Raw genomic sequence first — 15760 nt, forward strand, 5'->3', positions numbered from 1 at the left:
TCTTCTTCAAACGTCGCGCAGGGCGATCACTGCGGCACGCGCGCGGTCGAGGAAAGCGCGCCGCTCCTCGCCGGCCTCGACGCGGATCGGCGCGCCGAAGGTGACGGAGCAGAGGATCGGCACCGGCACGATCTCGCCCTTGGGCATCACGCGCTGCACGTTGTCGATCCAGGCCGGCACCAGCACCACCTCGGGGAACTGGGTGGCGAGCGCATAGAGGCCCGACTTGAATTTCTGCGGCTCGCCGGTGTGGCCGCGCGTGCCCTCGGGAAAGATGATGATCGAGTCACCGCTGCGCAGCGCCTCGACCAGCGGCGCGAGCGGGTCGACGGCGCGGGCCTCGTCGGGCACCGCGGCGGACGGGTCGGGCGCGGGCGCCTGTCGTTCCACGTACACGGCGTTGAACACCTCGGTCGTGATCCAGCGCTTGACCGGCGTGTTGGCCCAGTAGTCGCGCGCCGCGATCGGGCGCGTGATGCTGCGCAGCTCCTCGGGCAGCGCGGCCCAGATCATCACCAGGTCGGCATGGCTCTGGTGGTTGGCGAAATAGATGCGCTGCTCGGCCTTCGGCGGGCAGCCGTACCAGCGTGCCTGGGCACCGGTGAGCAATCGCACCACGCCCAACAGCAACCATCCCACCAGCTTCGCCAACATGGAGGCGATGATACGGGCCATGCGATGGCGTCTAGCTCCTCTCTCCCTGGCCGGGGCTTTGGCCCTGTTCGTGCTGCTGGCACTGCTCGCGACCGTGGGCGCGCGCTGGGGCTGGGTGCGCAGCTTCCTCGGCGACGTGCTGGCCGTGGTCTGGGTCTACCTGGTGTTCAAGGCCTTCGTCGAGGCGCGCGTGCTGCCGCTGGCGCTCGCGGCCTTCGGCGTGGGGCTGCTGGTGGAACTCGGCCAGTACCTGGCGGCCACCTGGCAGCTGCACATTTCCAACCGCGCGCTGCGCATCGTGCTTGGCAGCACGGCCGACTGGTGGGACGTGCTGGCCTATGCGATCGGCTTCGCCGCGGTGCTGGCGGGCGAGGCCCTGTTCAGGGCAGCTCGGCCGACGGCATCCGCGCCACGATCGTCGACGCCCGTCCGTTGAGGTAGGGCGAGTTGGGACGGCGCTCGTAGAACTTCGGGCTCGGCAGCATCACCGCGAGGCGCGCCGCCTCGTACGCGCTCAGGCGCGCGGCCGGCTTCTTGAAGTAGTACTGCGCGGCCGCCTCGGCGCCGAACACGCCTTCGCCCCATTCGACGCTGTTGAGGTAGATCTCGAGGATGCGCCGCTTGTCGAGCAGCGTCTCGAGCAGCACGGCGAGCACCAGCTCCTGGCCCTTGCGCAGCATGGTGCGCTCGCCCGACAGCAGCAGGTTCTTCGCGAGCTGCTGCGTGATGGTGGAGCCGCCGCGCAGCGGCGCCGGCTGCACCGACTTGCCGCGCGCGGCCGCGCGTGCCATGCGCTTGGCGGCCAGTTCCTCGGCACGCGCATTGCGCTGGCGCGCGCGTTCGATGGCTTCCCACTCCACGCCGTCGTGGTCGATGAAGCTGGCGTCCTCGCTCGCGATCACCGCGCGCTTGAGGCTGTCGTTGATCTGCGCATAGGGCACCCACTGCTGGCGCCACGCGCCCTCGCTGCCCTTGTCGGTGGCGATCTGCCAGGCCTCGGAACGCTGGAAGGCGGTGCTCTGTGGATCGATCGCCGCCATGGCCGCGATGCGCACGACGAAGAACAGTTCGAGCGCGAGGCCGGCCAGCAGCAGGCAGGCGATCCAGCGCAGCGCGGCCTTCATCGTGCTTCAGGCCGCGGCGAGCCGCGCGCGCAGTTCGTCGAGCACCTGTGCCGAAGGCGGGCGCACGCCGCGCCAGATCTCGAAGGATTCGGCCGCCTGCTCGACCAGCATGCCGAGGCCGTCGCGCGCCACGGCGCCGTGGGCCTGCGCCCATTGCATGAAACCCGCGGCCGCGGGGCCGTACATCATGTCGACCGCCAGCGCGCCGGGACGCAGCACCCGCGCGCCGACCGGCACCGCATCGCCCGCGAGGCTGGAGGCGGTGGCGTTGACCACGACGTCGAAGTCGCCCGGCACCGCGTCGAGCGCCCAGGCCTCGAGCGAGGCGCCGTGGGCCAGCGCGAGCGCCGCATGCCGGCGCACCAGCGACACGGCCTTGTCGACCGTGCGGTTGGCCACCACCACGCGTGCCGCGCCCGCGTCGAGCAGCGGCCCGAGCACGCCGGCCGCGGCGCCGCCGGCGCCGATCAGCAGCAGCGACCTGCCGGCCAGCGGCACGCGCGCATTGCGCTCGATGTCGTTGACCAGGCCGATGCCGTCGGTGTTGTCGGCATGGATCTCGCCATCGGCCGCGAAGCGCAAGGTGTTGACCGCGCCCGCCAGCGTGGCGCGCTCGCTGGTGTGCTGCGCGATGCTGGCGGCATCGAACTTGAAGGGCACGGTGACGTTGCAGCCACCCGCGAGGTCGCCGCGTTCGGCGGCCTCGCGGCGGAAGGCGGCGATGCCCTCGGCGAAGGCGCCGAGCGCGATCAGCCGGCGCTCGTAGGCGATCGGCTGGTGGCAGAGCTCGGCGAAGCGGGCATGGATCCACGGCGAGCGGCTGTGCTCGACCGGGTTGCCCATCACGCAGTACAGATCCATGGCGCGGGTCTCCTGGCTTCTTTTTCTTCGTCGGGCCGCGCGGCTACTGCGACGACAGCTCGATGGTCTCGTCGCGCGTGAAGCGGAAGCGCGACTGGATCACGATCTGGTCGGTCTGGCGGCGCATCGCGTCGGTGAACTTGCCGAAGCTGCCGATGCTGCGCACGATGGCCTGGGCACGGCGGTCGAGCGTGGTGTTGCCCGAGCTCTCGTCGACCGCGGTGTCGAGCAGGCTGCCGTCGTGGTTGATGGTGATCGTCATCTTGAGTTCGCCGTAGAGCTTCTTGCCGGCCGCGGTCGGGAAGTTCTCGGTGCCGCGCACCTCGATGCGCCGGCGCAGCGAATCGACGTACAGCGCATAGGCGGCCTCGCGCGTCGACGGGCTCAGGTAGCGCTTCTTGGGACGCGCGTTCTCCTCGTTCACGCGGCGCTCGATCTCGGCCAGCAGCTCGACCATCTGGCGGCGTTTCTCCTCGCGCGCGGTGGCTTCCTTGGGATCGCCGCTCACGCGCGGATCGGGCGGCGGCATGGCCGCGAGGTCGCGCTTGAGCTGCGTCAGCAGCTGCATCTGCTGCTGCTGCATCAGGTCGACCTGGCGCTGCACCTCCTCGGCGGAATCGCCGACCGCGCTGAAGGAGGAGGGTGGCAGCGGACTGGTGGCGCGGCCGCGCTCGAGGTCGCCGCCGCCGGCGAGCGAGGTCTGGGCCATCACACGGGCCTTGGGATCCGGCGCTTCGTTGGTCTTCGAGTTGACGAGGATCACTTCGAGCGGCGTTTCGGTGAAGGCGCGGTTGAAGGCCTCGGGGTCGACGAAACGCACCGCCAGCAGCGCGGCATGCGCGATGACGGACACACCCAGCGCAATCTGCAGGGTGCTCAGATCCTTGAGGTTCATGCGGGCGCGTTCTCCACGGCCGCTCCCGTGTCGGGGGCGGCATCGCCATCGGCCAGGTCGACCGCGATCGCGATCGGGCCGGCGACCACCTCTTCCTCGTCCTCGGCGTCGTCCACCGCGCCGGCCGCGGGCGCATCGAGGCGCTCGAGCACGGTGCCGCTGACGTCGAGCGCGATCTCGTCGATCTCGCCGAGCTTCACGCGCAGACGCGCGCCGCGTTCCTGCTGGCCGGCCACCGGGAACACCAGCGGCAGCGCATCGGCCCGCACCAGCGCGCCGTTGGGCAGGTCCTTGATGACGGTGGCCTCGAGCTCGGTGATGCCCTGCTGCTCGAGGTACTTCAGCGTCCAGAAGCGTTCCATGCCGCCCTGGTAGCCGTTGTAGGCCGCATAGGCCGCGTCGAAGCCCGAGAGGATCGAGAACAGGTCGGCGTCCTTGGGCTTGAACGGCGCGGCCAGCGCGGCGGTCTTGCCGTGGCGCGCGGCCGCGATGATCTGCCACTGGTTCACCAGGTCGGTGTAGCGGCGCAGCGGCGAGGTGCTCCAGGCATAGCTCTTCACGCCCAGGCCCGCGTGCGGCAGCGCGCGCGTGCCCATGCGCACCTTGATGCCGGGCGCGAGGCTGGCCTGGCTGCGGTAGAGCGCGGGCACGCCGAGCTCGCCGAGCCAGCCGCCCCAACTGCTGTTGGCCAGGATCATGGCCTCGGACACGATCAGGTCGAGCGGCGCGCCGCGCTGGCGCGTCGTGATCTGCACCTGCTCGGCGCCCGTGGGTTCGGCGCCGTCGTTGCCGACGAGGCGGAAGTTGTAGTCGGGCCGGTTGAAGTTCTCGGGCTTGCCGCGCACGACCTCGCGCTGCGCCTTCAGGTGGCGCGCGAGGCGGTGCAGGAACGAGAGCTGCGGGCGGAAGCGCGTGGCCACGGCCGGCGTGTCCTCGGGCGCGACGCTCGCGTCCTCGAGCCAGGCCTGCGTCACCGCCGTGTCGAGCTGGTCGTGGCGCAGGTTGGCGGCGATCGGCACGCGCTCGAGCTTCGTCTCGGTGGACTGCAGCTCGAGCGTGGCTTCGTCGAAGCGCGCATAGAGCGACACGGCCGGGCGGTCGGCGCCCTCGAGCAGCGTGTAGGTGTCGACCACCGCGTCGGGCAGCATCGTGATCTTGTAACCCGGCATGTAGACCGTGGACATGCGCGCGCGCGCCACCTGGTCGATGGCGCTGCCGGGAGCGAGCGCGAGGCCCGGCGCGGCGATGTGGATGCCGACCGTGATGGTGCCGCTGCCCAGGCCCTGCACCGAGAGCGCGTCGTCGATCTCGGTGGTCTGCGAGTCGTCGATGGAGAAGGCCTCGACGCCCTCGGCCAGCGGCAGCTCGTCGGCGATGGCCGGTGCCGTGAGCGCGGGGAAGCCCGTGCCCTTGGGGAAGTTCTCGAACAGGAAGCGGCGCCAGTGGAACTGGTAGGGCGAGTCGATCGCGCCCGCGCGCTCGAGCAGTTCGAGCGGCGCGCGCTGCGAGGCGCGCGAGGCTTCCACCACCGCCTTGTATTCGGGCGCGTTCTTGTCGGGCTTGAACAGGATGCGGTAGAGCTGCTCGCGCACCGGCGCCGGGCACACGCCTTCGGCGAGCTGGCCGGCCCATTCCACGATCTGCGCCTGGACCGCCTTCTTCTTCTCGATCGCGGCCAGCGCCTGCTGCACGATCTCGGCCGGCGCCTTCTTGAAGCGCCCCTTGCCTGCGCGGCGGAAGTAGTGCGGCGCCTCGAACAGCGCGAACAGCGCCGCGGCCTGCTGCGCCAGCGAGGGCTTGTCGCTGAAATACTCGGCCGACAGGTCGGCGAAGCCGAATTCGCCCTCGGCCGCGAATTCCCAGGCCAGGTCGAGGTCCATGGCGGCCGCGAGCGCACGCGCCTCGGCGATCAATTCGGCGGGCGAGGGCTTCTCGAACCGCAGCACGATGTTGGCGCCCTTGACCTTGACGCGCTTGCCGGTCTCGAGCTCGACCTGCGCCGAGGCTTCCGCCTCCGACAGCACGCGCCCGCCGAGGTATTTGCCGGCTTCTTCAAACAATACAAACATGGGGCGGATTCTCCCATGCAGGCGGGGCGGGCCTGTGGCGCGGGAGCCGCAGGCGGGCGGTTGGCGCGTTAAGGAACGGGGTTGATGAAGGCCATCACGTCATCCAGATGGCTCTTCTTGAAGTCCGAAAGGGCATGGTCGCCGCCCTCGATCAGCTTGACGCGGCTGTCGGCGTAGCGCGCCGACATCTCGTGCCAGTCGAGCACCTCGTCGCCCTTGGCGATGACCGCGAACACGCGCTCGGGGCGGGTCAGCGAGCCGACCTCCATGGCGCGCAGCTCGTGGATGTATTCGGGGCGGAAATAGAAATGCTCGGCCGGATCGTGCCAGGCGCTCTGGTCGCCGATGTAGAGCGTGAGGTCGCGCGCGGGATAGACGGCCGGGTTCAGCAGCACGGCGCGGCAGCGCGTCATGCCCGCGACGTAGGTCGCGTAGAAGCCGCCGAGCGAGGAGCCCACCACCGCCATCGACTTGCGCGGCCAGTCGGCGATGCCCTTCATCACCATGTCGATCGCATCCTTGGGGGAGGGCGGCAGCTGCGGGCACCACCAGTGCAGGTTCGGGTGCCGCTGCGCCACCCGGTCCGCCACCGCGCGCGCCTTGGTCGAGCGGGGCGAGGAACGGAAGCCGTGCAGGTACAGCAGATGGGTGGTTTGTGGTTCCATGCGGGGGGGCGACGGAAAGCGCGTCGATGGCGCGCTGCTTGCGAAGTCCAGGTAATTTTGCATGAGGTCCGTGCCCATCAGATGGCGTCGAGGCGAGAAAAACCCCGCGGCGCGGGCTTCCCGGAACGGGAGGAGGTCCTCGATGCCAGCGTGGCGCGGCAGGGGCACAACGCGAAAGTATTCATCGCGTGTTCCTCCCAGCGTGCAAAGTTCGAAGACGATTCGAGTGTGTGTGCAAGCCGCCCGATGCACATCCCATGAAAGGGTGAGGATTCGCGGACCTGCGAAAGCGTGCGCCGGCTTATGCTTCGGCCCCATGACTACCGAGGACCCCCATGACGCTACGCCCCGCCGCTGGGGCGTGCTCGTGGTCGAGGACGACAGCCGCGCGCGCGCATTCTTCGAGACCAGCGTGCAGCGCAGCCCGCAGCTGTTCTGGCTCGGCAGCGCCGGCACGGTGAGCGAGGCCCTGGGCTGGCTCGCGCGCACCGCCACCATTCCCGATGTGCTGCTGGTCGACCTCGGCATGCCCGACGGCACCGGCCTGGACGTGATCCGCGATGCCGTTGCGCGCTTCCCGGGCTGCGAGCCGCTGGTGGTGTCGGTGTTCGGCGACGAGGAGAACGTGCTCGCGAGCATCGAGGCCGGCGCCGTCGGCTATATCCACAAGGACGCCGCGCCCGAGGACATCGCCCAGACCATCGTCGAGATGAAGGCCGGCGCCTCGCCGATCTCGCCCATGATCGCGCGCCGCGTGCTCGCCAAGTACCGCAGCCTGCAGTCGGCCAGCGTGCCGGGCACGGCCGAACCCGAGGCCGCGCCCGACGCGGGCGAGCGCGCGCTGCTGTCGGCGCGCGAGCACGAGGTGCTGACCTTGATCGCGCGCGGCTTCTCGTACGCCGAGATCGCTCGCCTCAAGGGCCTGAGCGTGCACACGGTGCAGACCCACATCAAGAACCTCTACGGCAAGCTCGCGGTGCATTCCAAGAGCGAAGCCGTGTTCGAAGCCACGCGACTGGGGCTGCTGTCGCGCTCTGGCTGAGACGGGACGTCCGTGCTCCGGATCCTGCGCGGGCGGCTGCCCGCGATGCCGATCGCGTCGTGGCTGCTGCTGCTCGTCCTGGCGCTGTGCAGTGGATGGGCCGGGGGGGCGCATGCGGCCGACGCGCCGATCGAGCTGCGCAGCGGCACCGTCACCACCGCGGTCGATGGCGTGCTGCGCAGCGAGCCGGTGGAGTTGTCGTACCACTGGGACCGGCAGCACCGCGGCCGCTCCGGCTTCGCGAGCTTCGACCTGCCTTTCAAGCTGGCGGTCGCGCCGAACACGCCCTGGGGCATCTTCATCCCGCGCACCGGCAACGTGTTCGAGGTGGAGCTCAACGGCGCGCTGCTGCAGGTCTACGGCGACCTCTCGAAGGGCAACGGTGCCGACTACGCCAAGGCGCCGATCTACGTGCCGGTGCCCGGCGAGTTGCTCCGGGCCGGCGAGAACCACCTGCTGATCCGCATCCATGCCGACAGCGCGCGCCGCGCGGGGCTGTCGCGGGTGTTCATCGGTCCGGCCGACCCGGTGCGCAACGGGCTGTTCGAGCCGGCCTACGCCTGGCGCTTCACCGCCTCGGTGCTGCTGACCGCCTTCAGCCTGGTCGTCGGCGCCATCGCGCTGGCGCTGTGGCTCACGCAGGTCGACGCGACCACGGCCGGACAGCCGCGCCGCGACGGCATCTACCTGTGGGCGGCGCTGGCCGAGTGCTGCTGGGCGATCCGGGTGGCCGACGGGGTGATCACCGAGCCGCCGCTGCCGTGGGTGCCCTGGGGCGTGCTGATGGCGGCCTGCTATGCCGGCTGGGCCGCCTCGGCCATGATGTTCTGCTACCACCTGGCCGACTGGGGCCGCACGGCGCGCACGCGCTGGCTGCGCTGGCCGCTGCTGGCCGTGGTGCTGGGCACCGTGGTCTCGACCACGCTCGCGCTGCAGCGCGAGGAGCCGATCTGGCTCACCGGCTGGCTCGCGATCGAGATCGTGGTGATCGCGGTCTTCGTCGGCGCCTTCGTCGGGTCCACGGCGCGGCGGCCCAGCGCCGAGCGGCTGCTGGTGGCCGCCGCGGCCCTGCTCACGCTGGCCTTCGGCGTGCGCGACTGGCTGGTGATCCGCCTGAGCGACGCCTACGGCGAGACCACCTGGGTGCGCTACTCGTCGGTGTTCTTCGGCATCGCGCTGCTTCTGATCGTGCTGCGGCGCTTCCGCGCGGCCAGCGTGGCGGCGCGCGGCGCGGTCCGCACCCTGGCCGAGCGGGTGGCGCAGCGCGAGCGCGAGCTGGCCTCGACCTATGCCGAACTCGAGCGGGCGGCGCGCGACCAGGCGCGCACCCACGAGCGCGAGCGCATCCTGCGCGACATGCACGACGGCGTGGGCTCGCACATCAGCTCGGCCATCCGCCAGCTGCAGTCGGGCCAGACCAGTTCCGAGGAGCTGCTGCGCACGCTGCGCGACTCGATGGACCAGCTCAAGCTGTCGATCGACTCGATCCACCTGCCGCCGGGCGACGTCGGCGCGCTGCTGGCGGCGTTCCGCTACCGGCTCGAGCCGCGGCTGGCCACGGCCGAGATCGCGCTCGACTGGGCCGTGGACGAGGTGACGCCGGTGGCGCACCTCGACGCGCACGGCATGCGGCAGTTGCAGTTCCTGCTGTTCGAGGCGATCTCGAACGTGCTGCAGCACGCCCGGGCGCGGGTGCTGCGGCTGGAGGCCAGCATGGAGGGCACGGCGGTGGCGCTGCGCGTGATCGACGACGGGCGCGGCTTCGACGCCAGCCGGCCGCCGCGCTCGCTGGCCGAGCGCGCGGGCGCCATCGGGGCGCGGCTGGCGATCGAAAGCCGACCGGGCCGCACGGTCGTTCAACTGGTCTTCGATTGAGCGGGCGCAGCGGGCGCGGATAATCCGCGCCCATGTCCGCCGTGTTCAATCAGCCCTCCCTGGCGCGCCGGGTCGCGCCCATCTTCCAGGGCTTCGACGGCTTTCTGGCCTTCGCCGTGCTGCTGCTGGCCTTCGCGGGCCTGCTGACGATGTACTCATCGGGCTACGACCACGGCACCCGCTTCTTCGACCACGGTCGCAACATGCTGCTGGCCGGCTTCATCATGTTCGTGGTGGCGCAGGTGCCGCCGCAGCGGCTGATGCTGGCGGCCGTGCCGCTCTACGCGGCGGGGGTGGCGCTGCTGGTCGCGGTGGCGCTGTTCGGCATCACCAAGAAGGGCGCCACGCGCTGGATCAACGTGGGCATGGTGATCCAGCCCAGCGAGATCCTGAAGATCGCCATGCCGCTGATGCTGGCCTGGTGGTTCCAGCGCCGCGAGGGGCAGCTGCGGCCGCTCGACTTCGTGGTGGCGACCGTGCTGCTCGCGGTGCCGGTCGGCCTGATCATGAAGCAGCCCGACCTCGGCACCTCGCTGCTGGTGCTGGCGGCCGGCCTGGCGGTGATCTTCTTCGCCGGCCTGCCATGGAAGCTGATCGTGCCGCCGGTGCTGCTGGGCGCCGTGGCGATCACGCTGATCGTGAGCTTCGAATCGCGGCTGTGCACCGACGGCGTCGACTGGCGCGTGCTGCACGACTACCAGAAGCAGCGCGTGTGCACCTTGCTCGACCCGAGCAAGGACCCGCTGGGCAAGGGCTTCCACATCATCCAGGGGATGATCGCCATCGGCTCGGGCGGCGTCGGCGGCAAGGGCTTCATGCAGGGCACGCAGACGCACCTCGAGTTCATCCCCGAGCGCACCACCGACTTCATCTTCGCCGCCTATTCCGAGGAGTTCGGCCTGGTGGGCAACCTGGCGCTGATCTCGGCCTTCATCCTGCTGATCTTCCGCGGGCTGGCGATCGCGCTCAACGCCACCACGCTGTTCTCGCGCCTGCTGGCGGGCGCGGTGACCATGATCTTCTTCACCTACGCCTTCGTGAACATGGGCATGGTCAGCGGCATCCTGCCGGTGGTGGGGGTGCCGCTGCCCTTCATCAGCTATGGCGGCACGGCCATGGTCACGCTGGGGCTGGGGCTCGGGATCCTGATGTCGATCGCGCGAGCTCGAAAACTGGCGCAGTCGTAGCGGGAAACACCGCGGAAACGGCTTTGCCGGGCCGCTGGTGTTGCCCCCGGTAGGGGGTTGGAGCGCACGCAGTGCGCGGAGCCTGGGGGCGAGCAATAATCCTTCATGATCTCCCGCGAACCCACCATCGAGCGCCTTGCCACGGCGCAACAACTGCTGCTCACGCCGTTCGGCCTCGACGAATCGCATCTGAGCAAGGCCCTGGCCGAGATCACCGCGCACCGCGTGGACGACGCCGACCTGTATTTCCAGTACACCCGCAGCGAGGGCTGGAGCCTCGAGGAAGGCATCGTCAAGACCGGCAGCTTCAGCATCGACCAGGGCGTCGGCGTGCGCGCGGTCAGCGGCGAGAAGACGGCCTTCGCCTATTCCGACGACATCTCCGAGGCCTCGCTGCTCGACGCGGCGCGCACCGTGCGCTCGATCTCCTCCGCGGGCCGCACCGGCCGCGTGAAGACCGTGCCGCGCAAGATCGCCTCGAGCCGCTCGCTCTATGCCGGCCTCGATCCCATCGCCACGCTCGACAGCACCGCCAAGGTGAAGCTGCTCGAGAAGGTCGAGCAGCTGGCCCGCTCGCGCGACCCGCGCGTGTCGCAGGTCATGGCCGGCCTCGCGAGCGAGTACGACGTGGTGCTGGTGGCGCGCGCCGACGGCACGCTGGCGGCCGACGTGCGGCCGCTGGTGCGGCTGTCGGTCACCGTCATCGCCGAGCAGAACGGCCGCCGCGAGGTGGGCTCGGGCGGCGGCGGCGGACGCTTCGGCCTGGCCTACTTCGACGACGAGCAGATCGCCGAGTACGTCGACCATGCCGTCAAGTCGGCGCTGACCAACCTCGAGTCGCGCCCCGCGCCCGCGGGCGAGATGACCGTGGTGCTCGGCCCGGGCTGGCCCGGCATCCTGCTGCACGAAGCCATCGGCCACGGCCTCGAGGGCGACTTCAACCGCAAGGGCTCGAGTGCCTTCTCGGGCCGCATCGGCCAGCGCGTGGCCGCCAAGGGCGTGACCGTGCTCGACGACGGCACCATCGCCGACCGCCGCGGCTCGCTCAATGTCGACGACGAGGGCAACGCCAGTCAGCGCAACGTGCTGATCGAGGACGGCATCCTCAAGGGCTACATCCAGGACGCGCTCAATGCGCGCCTGATGAAGGTCAAGCCGACCGGCAACGGCCGCCGCGAGAGCTATGCCCACGTGCCGATGCCGCGCATGACCAACACCTACATGCTCGGCGGCGACAAGGCGCCCGAGGAGATCGTGGCGAGCATCAAGAAGGGCCTGTACGCCGTCAACTTCGGCGGCGGCCAGGTCGACATCACGAGCGGCAAGTTCGTGTTCTCGGCCAGCGAGGCCTACTGGGTCGAGAACGGCAAGATCCAGTACCCGGTCAAGGGCGCGACCATCGTGGGCAACGGCCCCGACGCGCTGACCCGCGTGAAGATGATCGGCGACGACATGGCGCTCGACTCGGGCGTGGGCACCTGCGGCAAGGAAGGCCAGAGCGTGCCGGTGGGCGTCGGCCAGCCCACCTTGCGCATCGACGGGCTCACTGTAGGCGGAACGGCTTAAGACTTTCGTCACTTGCGAAGCGTTTCCTCCCGTTGCTAAGCTGCGCCCTTTTGCGAACGACGCATTCAAGGAGCATTTCAATGGGGAACAGGATCCACTCGCCCGCCGCCCTCTGGGCCATGACCGCCCTGGTCGCGCTGGCCAGCGCCGGCTGCGCATCGCGCGGCGGCTCGGGCAGCCAGAGCGAGGCCGCGCCCGCGGCGGCCGCCCCGGCGGCTCCCGCGCGCAGCGGCTCCAGGGCCGGCATGGACGCGCAGGGCAATGTCGTCGATTCGTCCAAGGTCGAGGCCGGCAGCGGCCGCACCGTCAAGGGTCTCAACGGCTACGAGGGCGAGATCACCGGCAACCCGGCGCGCAACAGCAAGTTCACTCGCCTGCAGATCGGCATGAGCGCCAAGCAGGTCACCGACCTCGCGGGCCAGCCCACCGACCAGGGCGCCTACGTGACCGGCAAGGCCTTCATCCCGTTCTATTTCGGCAGCGACCGCCATCGCTTCGAAATGACCTACAAGGGCCAGGGCCGCCTGATCTTCGCGGGCGGCGGCATGGGCGACTACTCGAGCGGCAACCTGATCTGGATCATCCACAACGCCAACGAATCGGGCTACCGCTGAGCCCGTTCCCGGGCGCCGGTCCCGTCGGCGCCAAAACAACGAACGCCCGGCCTCCAGGCCGGGTTTTGTTTTTCCGTGCTACATTCGCGCCCATGTCCGCCGCTCTCCGCGCCTATTTCTTTGCCTACTTTTGGTTCCCGGTTTCCGGCGGACGAGAGGCGAGCGCGTAAAGCAGACAGGCACCCCTCCCAAAACCGCCGGCGCAAGCAGCCCCGGCGGTTTTTTTATGCCCTGACGATATTCAATCCAACAAGGAACCCTCATGAGCACGAACACTGCCCCGGCCAGCGAGAGCTGGTATGCGAGCGTCGAAAAAACCAGCAAGACCGACGACGAACGCATCAAGGACATCAACGTGCTCCCCCCTCCCGAACATCTGATCCGCTTCTTCCCGATTCGCGGCACGCCGGTCGAAACGCTGATCACGGGCACGCGCCGCAGCATCCACAACATCATGGACGGCAAGGACGACCGGCTGCTGGTGGTGATGGGGCCCTGCTCGATCCACGACCCGGCCGCCGCGCTCGACTACGCGCGCCGCCTCAAGGTCGAGCGCGAGAAGTACGCCGACACGCTGGAGATCGTGATGCGCGTGTACTTCGAGAAGCCGCGCACCACGGTCGGCTGGAAGGGTCTGATCAACGACCCCTACCTCGACGAGAGCTACCGCATCGACGAAGGCCTGCGCATCGCGCGCCAGCTGCTGATCGACATCAACCGCCTGGGTCTGCCGGCGGGCAGCGAGTTCCTCGACGTGATCTCGCCGCAGTACATCGGCGACCTGATCGCCTGGGGCGCGATCGGCGCGCGCACCACCGAGAGCCAGGTGCACCGCGAACTGGCCTCGGGGCTGTCGGCACCGATCGGCTTCAAGAACGGCACCGACGGCAACATCCGCATCGCCACCGACGCCATCCAGGCCGCGGCCCGCGGCCACCATTTCCTCTCGGTGCACAAGAACGGCCAGGTCGCGATCGTGCAGACCAACGGCAACCGCGACTGCCACGTGATCCTGCGCGGCGGCAAGGCGCCCAACTACGACGCGGCCAGCGTCGAGGCGGCCTGCAAGGACCTCGAGGCGGCCAAGCTGCCGCCCACGCTGATGGTCGACTGCAGCCATGCCAACAGCTCGAAGCAGCATCAGAAGCAGATCGACGTCGCGAAGGACATCGCCGGCCAGATCGCCGGCGGTTCGCACCGCGTGTTCGGCGTGATGGTCGAGAGCCACCTGCAGGCCGGCGCCCAGAAGTTCACGCCGGGCAAGGACAGGATCGCGGGCCTCGAGTACGGCAAGAGCATCACCGACGCCTGCCTGGGCTGGGACGACTCGACCCAGGTGCTCGAGACGCTGTCGCAGGCGGTCAAGCAGCGCCGCGGCTGATCGCTCAGATCAGCGCGGCGAGTTCGGGCCAGTGATGGCGCACCGCGGCGGCCTCGTCGCCGTCGGGCGCCATCAGCGAGAAGTCGGCGAAGTCGAAGCCCGGCCCGACCATGCAGGCGACCAGCGTGAAGTCGCCCGCCGCATGGCTTTCGATCGGCCGCGCGGCCTGCCACTGGCCCGCGGGCACCACGTGCTGGGGCCGCGTGCCGTGCACGTCGACGGGCCCGAGCCGCACATGGGCCGGCGCGGTGCGCAGCGCGGCATCGCAGGTCCACAGTGCCAGCGGCACGCCTTCGAGATGCACCCAGACCTCGTCGGACAGCACCCGGTGCCAGCGCGAATGCTGGCCGGCTTCGAGCAGGAAGTAGATGCTGGTGAGTGCGCTGCGGGCCGCGCGATCGTCGGCGGGAGTCACCTGCACCGCGGAGCGGAACACCTCGCGGTACCAGCCGCCCTCGGGATGCGGCTGCAGCCCCAGCGTGTCGATGAGTTGGGTGGCGCGCTGGGTCATGGGCGGGTCCTCGTTCAGGGGGTGGCGGGAAAGTGCCAGCCGGCCAGGTGCTTCAGGTCGCTGGCCTGGCCGCCGGGAATGCGCTCGGGCAGGGGCTGGGCATGCGATGGCGCCGGCACGCCGACCGCGATCCGCGTCACGCCGGTGGTCTTGCCGAGCCCGGCGACCCAGCTCTGCCAGCGCTCGCCGTTGCGGCGGTCGCGAAAGCCGATGCCGACGATCTGCTCGGCGGTGGGTGGTGTGGGCGAGAGCAGGTCCAGGTATTCCACGCGGCCGCGCACGATGCCGCGATGGTCGGCCTTCACTTCGTGGCAGTAGGCGGCGGTCCACAGGTCCTCGCGCAGGCGCACGGCATGCACGTCGCCTGCGGCCGGCGCGCCGGGGATCGACTTGGCGCGCGCACCGGCGGCGGGCTTGCGCCGAACCGGCTCGGCGGCCTCGGCGGGCGGTTCCTGCCTGGGACGCTTCAGATGGCCGAACAGCCGCGCCACCAGTTGCTCGTCGAGGCCGTCGGCCGCGCGCCACCAGCCCAGCGGGGCCGGTGCCTCGACCCTGGTGGAAGGGCGCTGATCGCGTTCGATCGCGGTGGTCCAGCGCGTGAACAGTCCCGGATGCTCGGGCGTCTGCATGACGCCGAGCGTGGCCAGCGCCTCGAGCACCGTCTCGCGGCGATAGGGATTGTTCACGCGCAGCAGCTTCGCATCCTTGAGCGCGGTGCGCGCCTTGCCGTAGCGCGCATCGGCCGGCAGCGCGCGCAGCAGGTCGAGCAGGCGATGGAAGACCCAGATGTCGCGCGGTGTCGGCCGCGGCCAGCCATCGGCCGGGCCCGCGGCTTCCAGCGCCAGCAGGCCTTCGACCGGTCCGCCGGTGCCCCAGCCCGCGCCCTGCAGATGGCGGAAGTAGGCGCGCAGCGTCGGGTCCGCGCGCTCGTCGCGGTGGAAGCAGACGCGGCAGCTGCCGCCGCCCATGGCCTCCATCGGATGCGCCGGCATCGCGAGGCCGAGGGCAGTGGCGGGCAGCACCGTGAGCCAGGCCAGGTCGCTCGAGCTCATCGAGGCGACGAAGGCGTCGGCCGCGCGGCGCAGGTCGACGCGGGCCGCGGCCTGCCGCAGGCGGTTCACCGCCTCGTCGTGCGGGATCGCGATGAAACGGTTGGGCTCGAGGCCGGCGTCGGCCAGCGCTTGCCGCTCGGTCTCGCTGAAGGTGTCGGGAATGCGGTGGCAATGGTTGCCGTCGGCGTCGAAGTAGCTGTTGCCGTTGTCGTAGACGCGGCGCAGCAGGCCGAGCAGCGTGTCGTCGGGTGCCGCGGCCGCCAT

At 70.2% G+C, this 15760-nt stretch carries 15 protein-coding genes; 7 read left to right on the top strand and 8 right to left on the bottom strand.

Translation table 11 applies throughout. From position 1 onward, the window contains the following. Positions 1 to 6: 6 nt before the first annotated feature. A complete protein-coding gene (locus INQ48_05585) occupies positions 7 to 654 on the bottom strand; it encodes a 1-acyl-sn-glycerol-3-phosphate acyltransferase (GenBank protein QRF58717.1) in 648 nt (215 codons plus the stop codon). A 7-nt stretch (positions 655 to 661) separates the two neighbouring features. Here INQ48_05585 and INQ48_05590 point away from each other — a divergent pair, with 7 nt between their 5' ends. Continuing rightward, positions 662 to 1090: a DUF2809 domain-containing protein gene (locus tag INQ48_05590; GenBank protein QRF60624.1), complete on the top strand. Its 429-nt coding sequence runs from the start codon at positions 662 to 664 to the stop codon at positions 1088 to 1090. On the opposite strand, the gene mtgA is transcribed toward INQ48_05590, so the two are convergent. From mtgA to INQ48_05615, 5 genes are all read right to left on the bottom strand, one after another. After that, a complete protein-coding gene (gene mtgA / locus INQ48_05595; GenBank protein ID QRF58718.1) occupies positions 1035 to 1778 on the bottom strand; it encodes a monofunctional biosynthetic peptidoglycan transglycosylase in 744 nt (247 codons plus the stop codon). The genes INQ48_05590 and mtgA overlap by 56 nt on opposite strands. Before the next feature lie 6 nt (positions 1779 to 1784). Further along, positions 1785 to 2639 carry a shikimate dehydrogenase gene (gene aroE, locus INQ48_05600; protein ID QRF58719.1) on the bottom strand — a complete coding sequence of 285 codons (855 nt, stop codon included), beginning with the start codon at positions 2637 to 2639 and terminating at the stop codon, positions 1785 to 1787. 43 nt (positions 2640 to 2682) lie between these two features. Next, entirely contained in the window at positions 2683 to 3534 is an 852-nt protein-coding gene (locus tag INQ48_05605; GenBank protein ID QRF58720.1) for a TonB family protein, read from the bottom strand. After that, on the bottom strand, positions 3531 to 5603 hold the full coding sequence (locus tag INQ48_05610; GenBank protein QRF58721.1) for an RNB domain-containing ribonuclease: 2073 nt from the start codon (positions 5601 to 5603) through the stop codon (positions 3531 to 3533). Before INQ48_05610 ends, INQ48_05605 begins: the two co-directional genes overlap by 4 nt. A 68-nt stretch (positions 5604 to 5671) precedes the next feature. After that, a complete protein-coding gene (locus INQ48_05615) occupies positions 5672 to 6268 on the bottom strand; it encodes an esterase (protein QRF58722.1) in 597 nt (198 codons plus the stop codon). Between the two features lie 316 nt (positions 6269 to 6584). Here INQ48_05615 and INQ48_05620 point away from each other — a divergent pair, with 316 nt between their 5' ends. The 6 genes from INQ48_05620 (at position 6585) to INQ48_05645 (ending at position 13933) form a co-directional block, all read left to right on the top strand. Further along, positions 6585 to 7310, top strand: a complete 726-nt coding sequence (locus INQ48_05620; GenBank protein ID QRF58723.1) for a response regulator transcription factor — start codon at positions 6585 to 6587, stop codon at positions 7308 to 7310. Between the two features lie 45 nt (positions 7311 to 7355). Further along, a complete protein-coding gene (locus INQ48_05625) occupies positions 7356 to 9185 on the top strand; it encodes a histidine kinase (GenBank protein QRF60625.1) in 1830 nt (609 codons plus the stop codon). Positions 9186 to 9217: 32 nt separating this feature from the next. Continuing rightward, on the top strand, positions 9218 to 10372 hold the full coding sequence (rodA, locus tag INQ48_05630) for a rod shape-determining protein RodA (GenBank protein QRF58724.1): 1155 nt from the start codon (positions 9218 to 9220) through the stop codon (positions 10370 to 10372). A 105-nt stretch (positions 10373 to 10477) separates the two neighbouring features. Next, positions 10478 to 11938, top strand: coding sequence for a metalloprotease TldD (tldD, locus tag INQ48_05635; protein ID QRF58725.1), 1461 nt, complete (start codon positions 10478 to 10480; stop codon positions 11936 to 11938). Positions 11939 to 12183: 245 nt separating this feature from the next. Then, the gene (locus tag INQ48_05640; GenBank protein ID QRF60626.1) at positions 12184 to 12552 is read left to right on the top strand and encodes a hypothetical protein; all 369 of its coding nucleotides are present in this window, start codon (positions 12184 to 12186) and stop codon (positions 12550 to 12552) included. 262 nt (positions 12553 to 12814) lie between these two features. Then, on the top strand, positions 12815 to 13933 hold the full coding sequence (locus INQ48_05645) for a 3-deoxy-7-phosphoheptulonate synthase (protein ID QRF58726.1): 1119 nt from the start codon (positions 12815 to 12817) through the stop codon (positions 13931 to 13933). Positions 13934 to 13937: 4 nt separating this feature from the next. Here INQ48_05645 and INQ48_05650 read toward each other — a convergent pair whose 3' ends face one another. Beyond that, complete coding sequence (locus INQ48_05650) at positions 13938 to 14444, bottom strand: cupin domain-containing protein (GenBank protein ID QRF58727.1); 507 nt, start codon at positions 14442 to 14444, stop codon at positions 13938 to 13940. A gap of 14 nt (positions 14445 to 14458) precedes the next feature. Continuing rightward, the gene (locus INQ48_05655; GenBank protein ID QRF58728.1) at positions 14459 to 15760 is read right to left on the bottom strand and encodes a hypothetical protein; all 1302 of its coding nucleotides are present in this window, start codon (positions 15758 to 15760) and stop codon (positions 14459 to 14461) included.

The organism is Variovorax paradoxus (genome assembly GCA_016806145.1).
Taxonomy (GTDB): Bacteria; Pseudomonadota; Gammaproteobacteria; order Burkholderiales; family Burkholderiaceae_C; genus Variovorax.

What these genes read in the sequence shown, in the direction of transcription:
- tldD (QRF58725.1), top strand. Translation starts at nt 10,478, where the DNA reads ATGATCTCCCGCGAACCCACCATCGAGCGCCTTGCCACGGCGCAACAA.
- mtgA (QRF58718.1), bottom strand. Translation starts at nt 1,778, where the DNA reads ATGAAGGCCGCGCTGCGCTGGATCGCCTGCCTGCTGCTGGCCGGCCTC.
- INQ48_05585 (QRF58717.1), bottom strand. Translation starts at nt 654, where the DNA reads ATGTTGGCGAAGCTGGTGGGATGGTTGCTGTTGGGCGTGGTGCGATTG.
- INQ48_05610 (QRF58721.1), bottom strand. Translation starts at nt 5,603, where the DNA reads ATGTTTGTATTGTTTGAAGAAGCCGGCAAATACCTCGGCGGGCGCGTG.
- INQ48_05655 (QRF58728.1), bottom strand. Translation starts at nt 15,760, where the DNA reads ATGGCGGCCGCGGCACCCGACGACACGCTGCTCGGCCTGCTGCGCCGC.
- INQ48_05650 (QRF58727.1), bottom strand. Translation starts at nt 14,444, where the DNA reads ATGACCCAGCGCGCCACCCAACTCATCGACACGCTGGGGCTGCAGCCG.
- INQ48_05605 (QRF58720.1), bottom strand. Translation starts at nt 3,534, where the DNA reads ATGAACCTCAAGGATCTGAGCACCCTGCAGATTGCGCTGGGTGTGTCC.
- aroE (QRF58719.1), bottom strand. Translation starts at nt 2,639, where the DNA reads ATGGATCTGTACTGCGTGATGGGCAACCCGGTCGAGCACAGCCGCTCG.
- INQ48_05590 (QRF60624.1), top strand. Translation starts at nt 662, where the DNA reads ATGATACGGGCCATGCGATGGCGTCTAGCTCCTCTCTCCCTGGCCGGG.
- rodA (QRF58724.1), top strand. Translation starts at nt 9,218, where the DNA reads ATGTCCGCCGTGTTCAATCAGCCCTCCCTGGCGCGCCGGGTCGCGCCC.
- INQ48_05625 (QRF60625.1), top strand. Translation starts at nt 7,356, where the DNA reads ATGCCGATCGCGTCGTGGCTGCTGCTGCTCGTCCTGGCGCTGTGCAGT.
- INQ48_05645 (QRF58726.1), top strand. Translation starts at nt 12,815, where the DNA reads ATGAGCACGAACACTGCCCCGGCCAGCGAGAGCTGGTATGCGAGCGTC.
- INQ48_05620 (QRF58723.1), top strand. Translation starts at nt 6,585, where the DNA reads ATGACTACCGAGGACCCCCATGACGCTACGCCCCGCCGCTGGGGCGTG.
- INQ48_05615 (QRF58722.1), bottom strand. Translation starts at nt 6,268, where the DNA reads ATGGAACCACAAACCACCCATCTGCTGTACCTGCACGGCTTCCGTTCC.
- INQ48_05640 (QRF60626.1), top strand. Translation starts at nt 12,184, where the DNA reads ATGGACGCGCAGGGCAATGTCGTCGATTCGTCCAAGGTCGAGGCCGGC.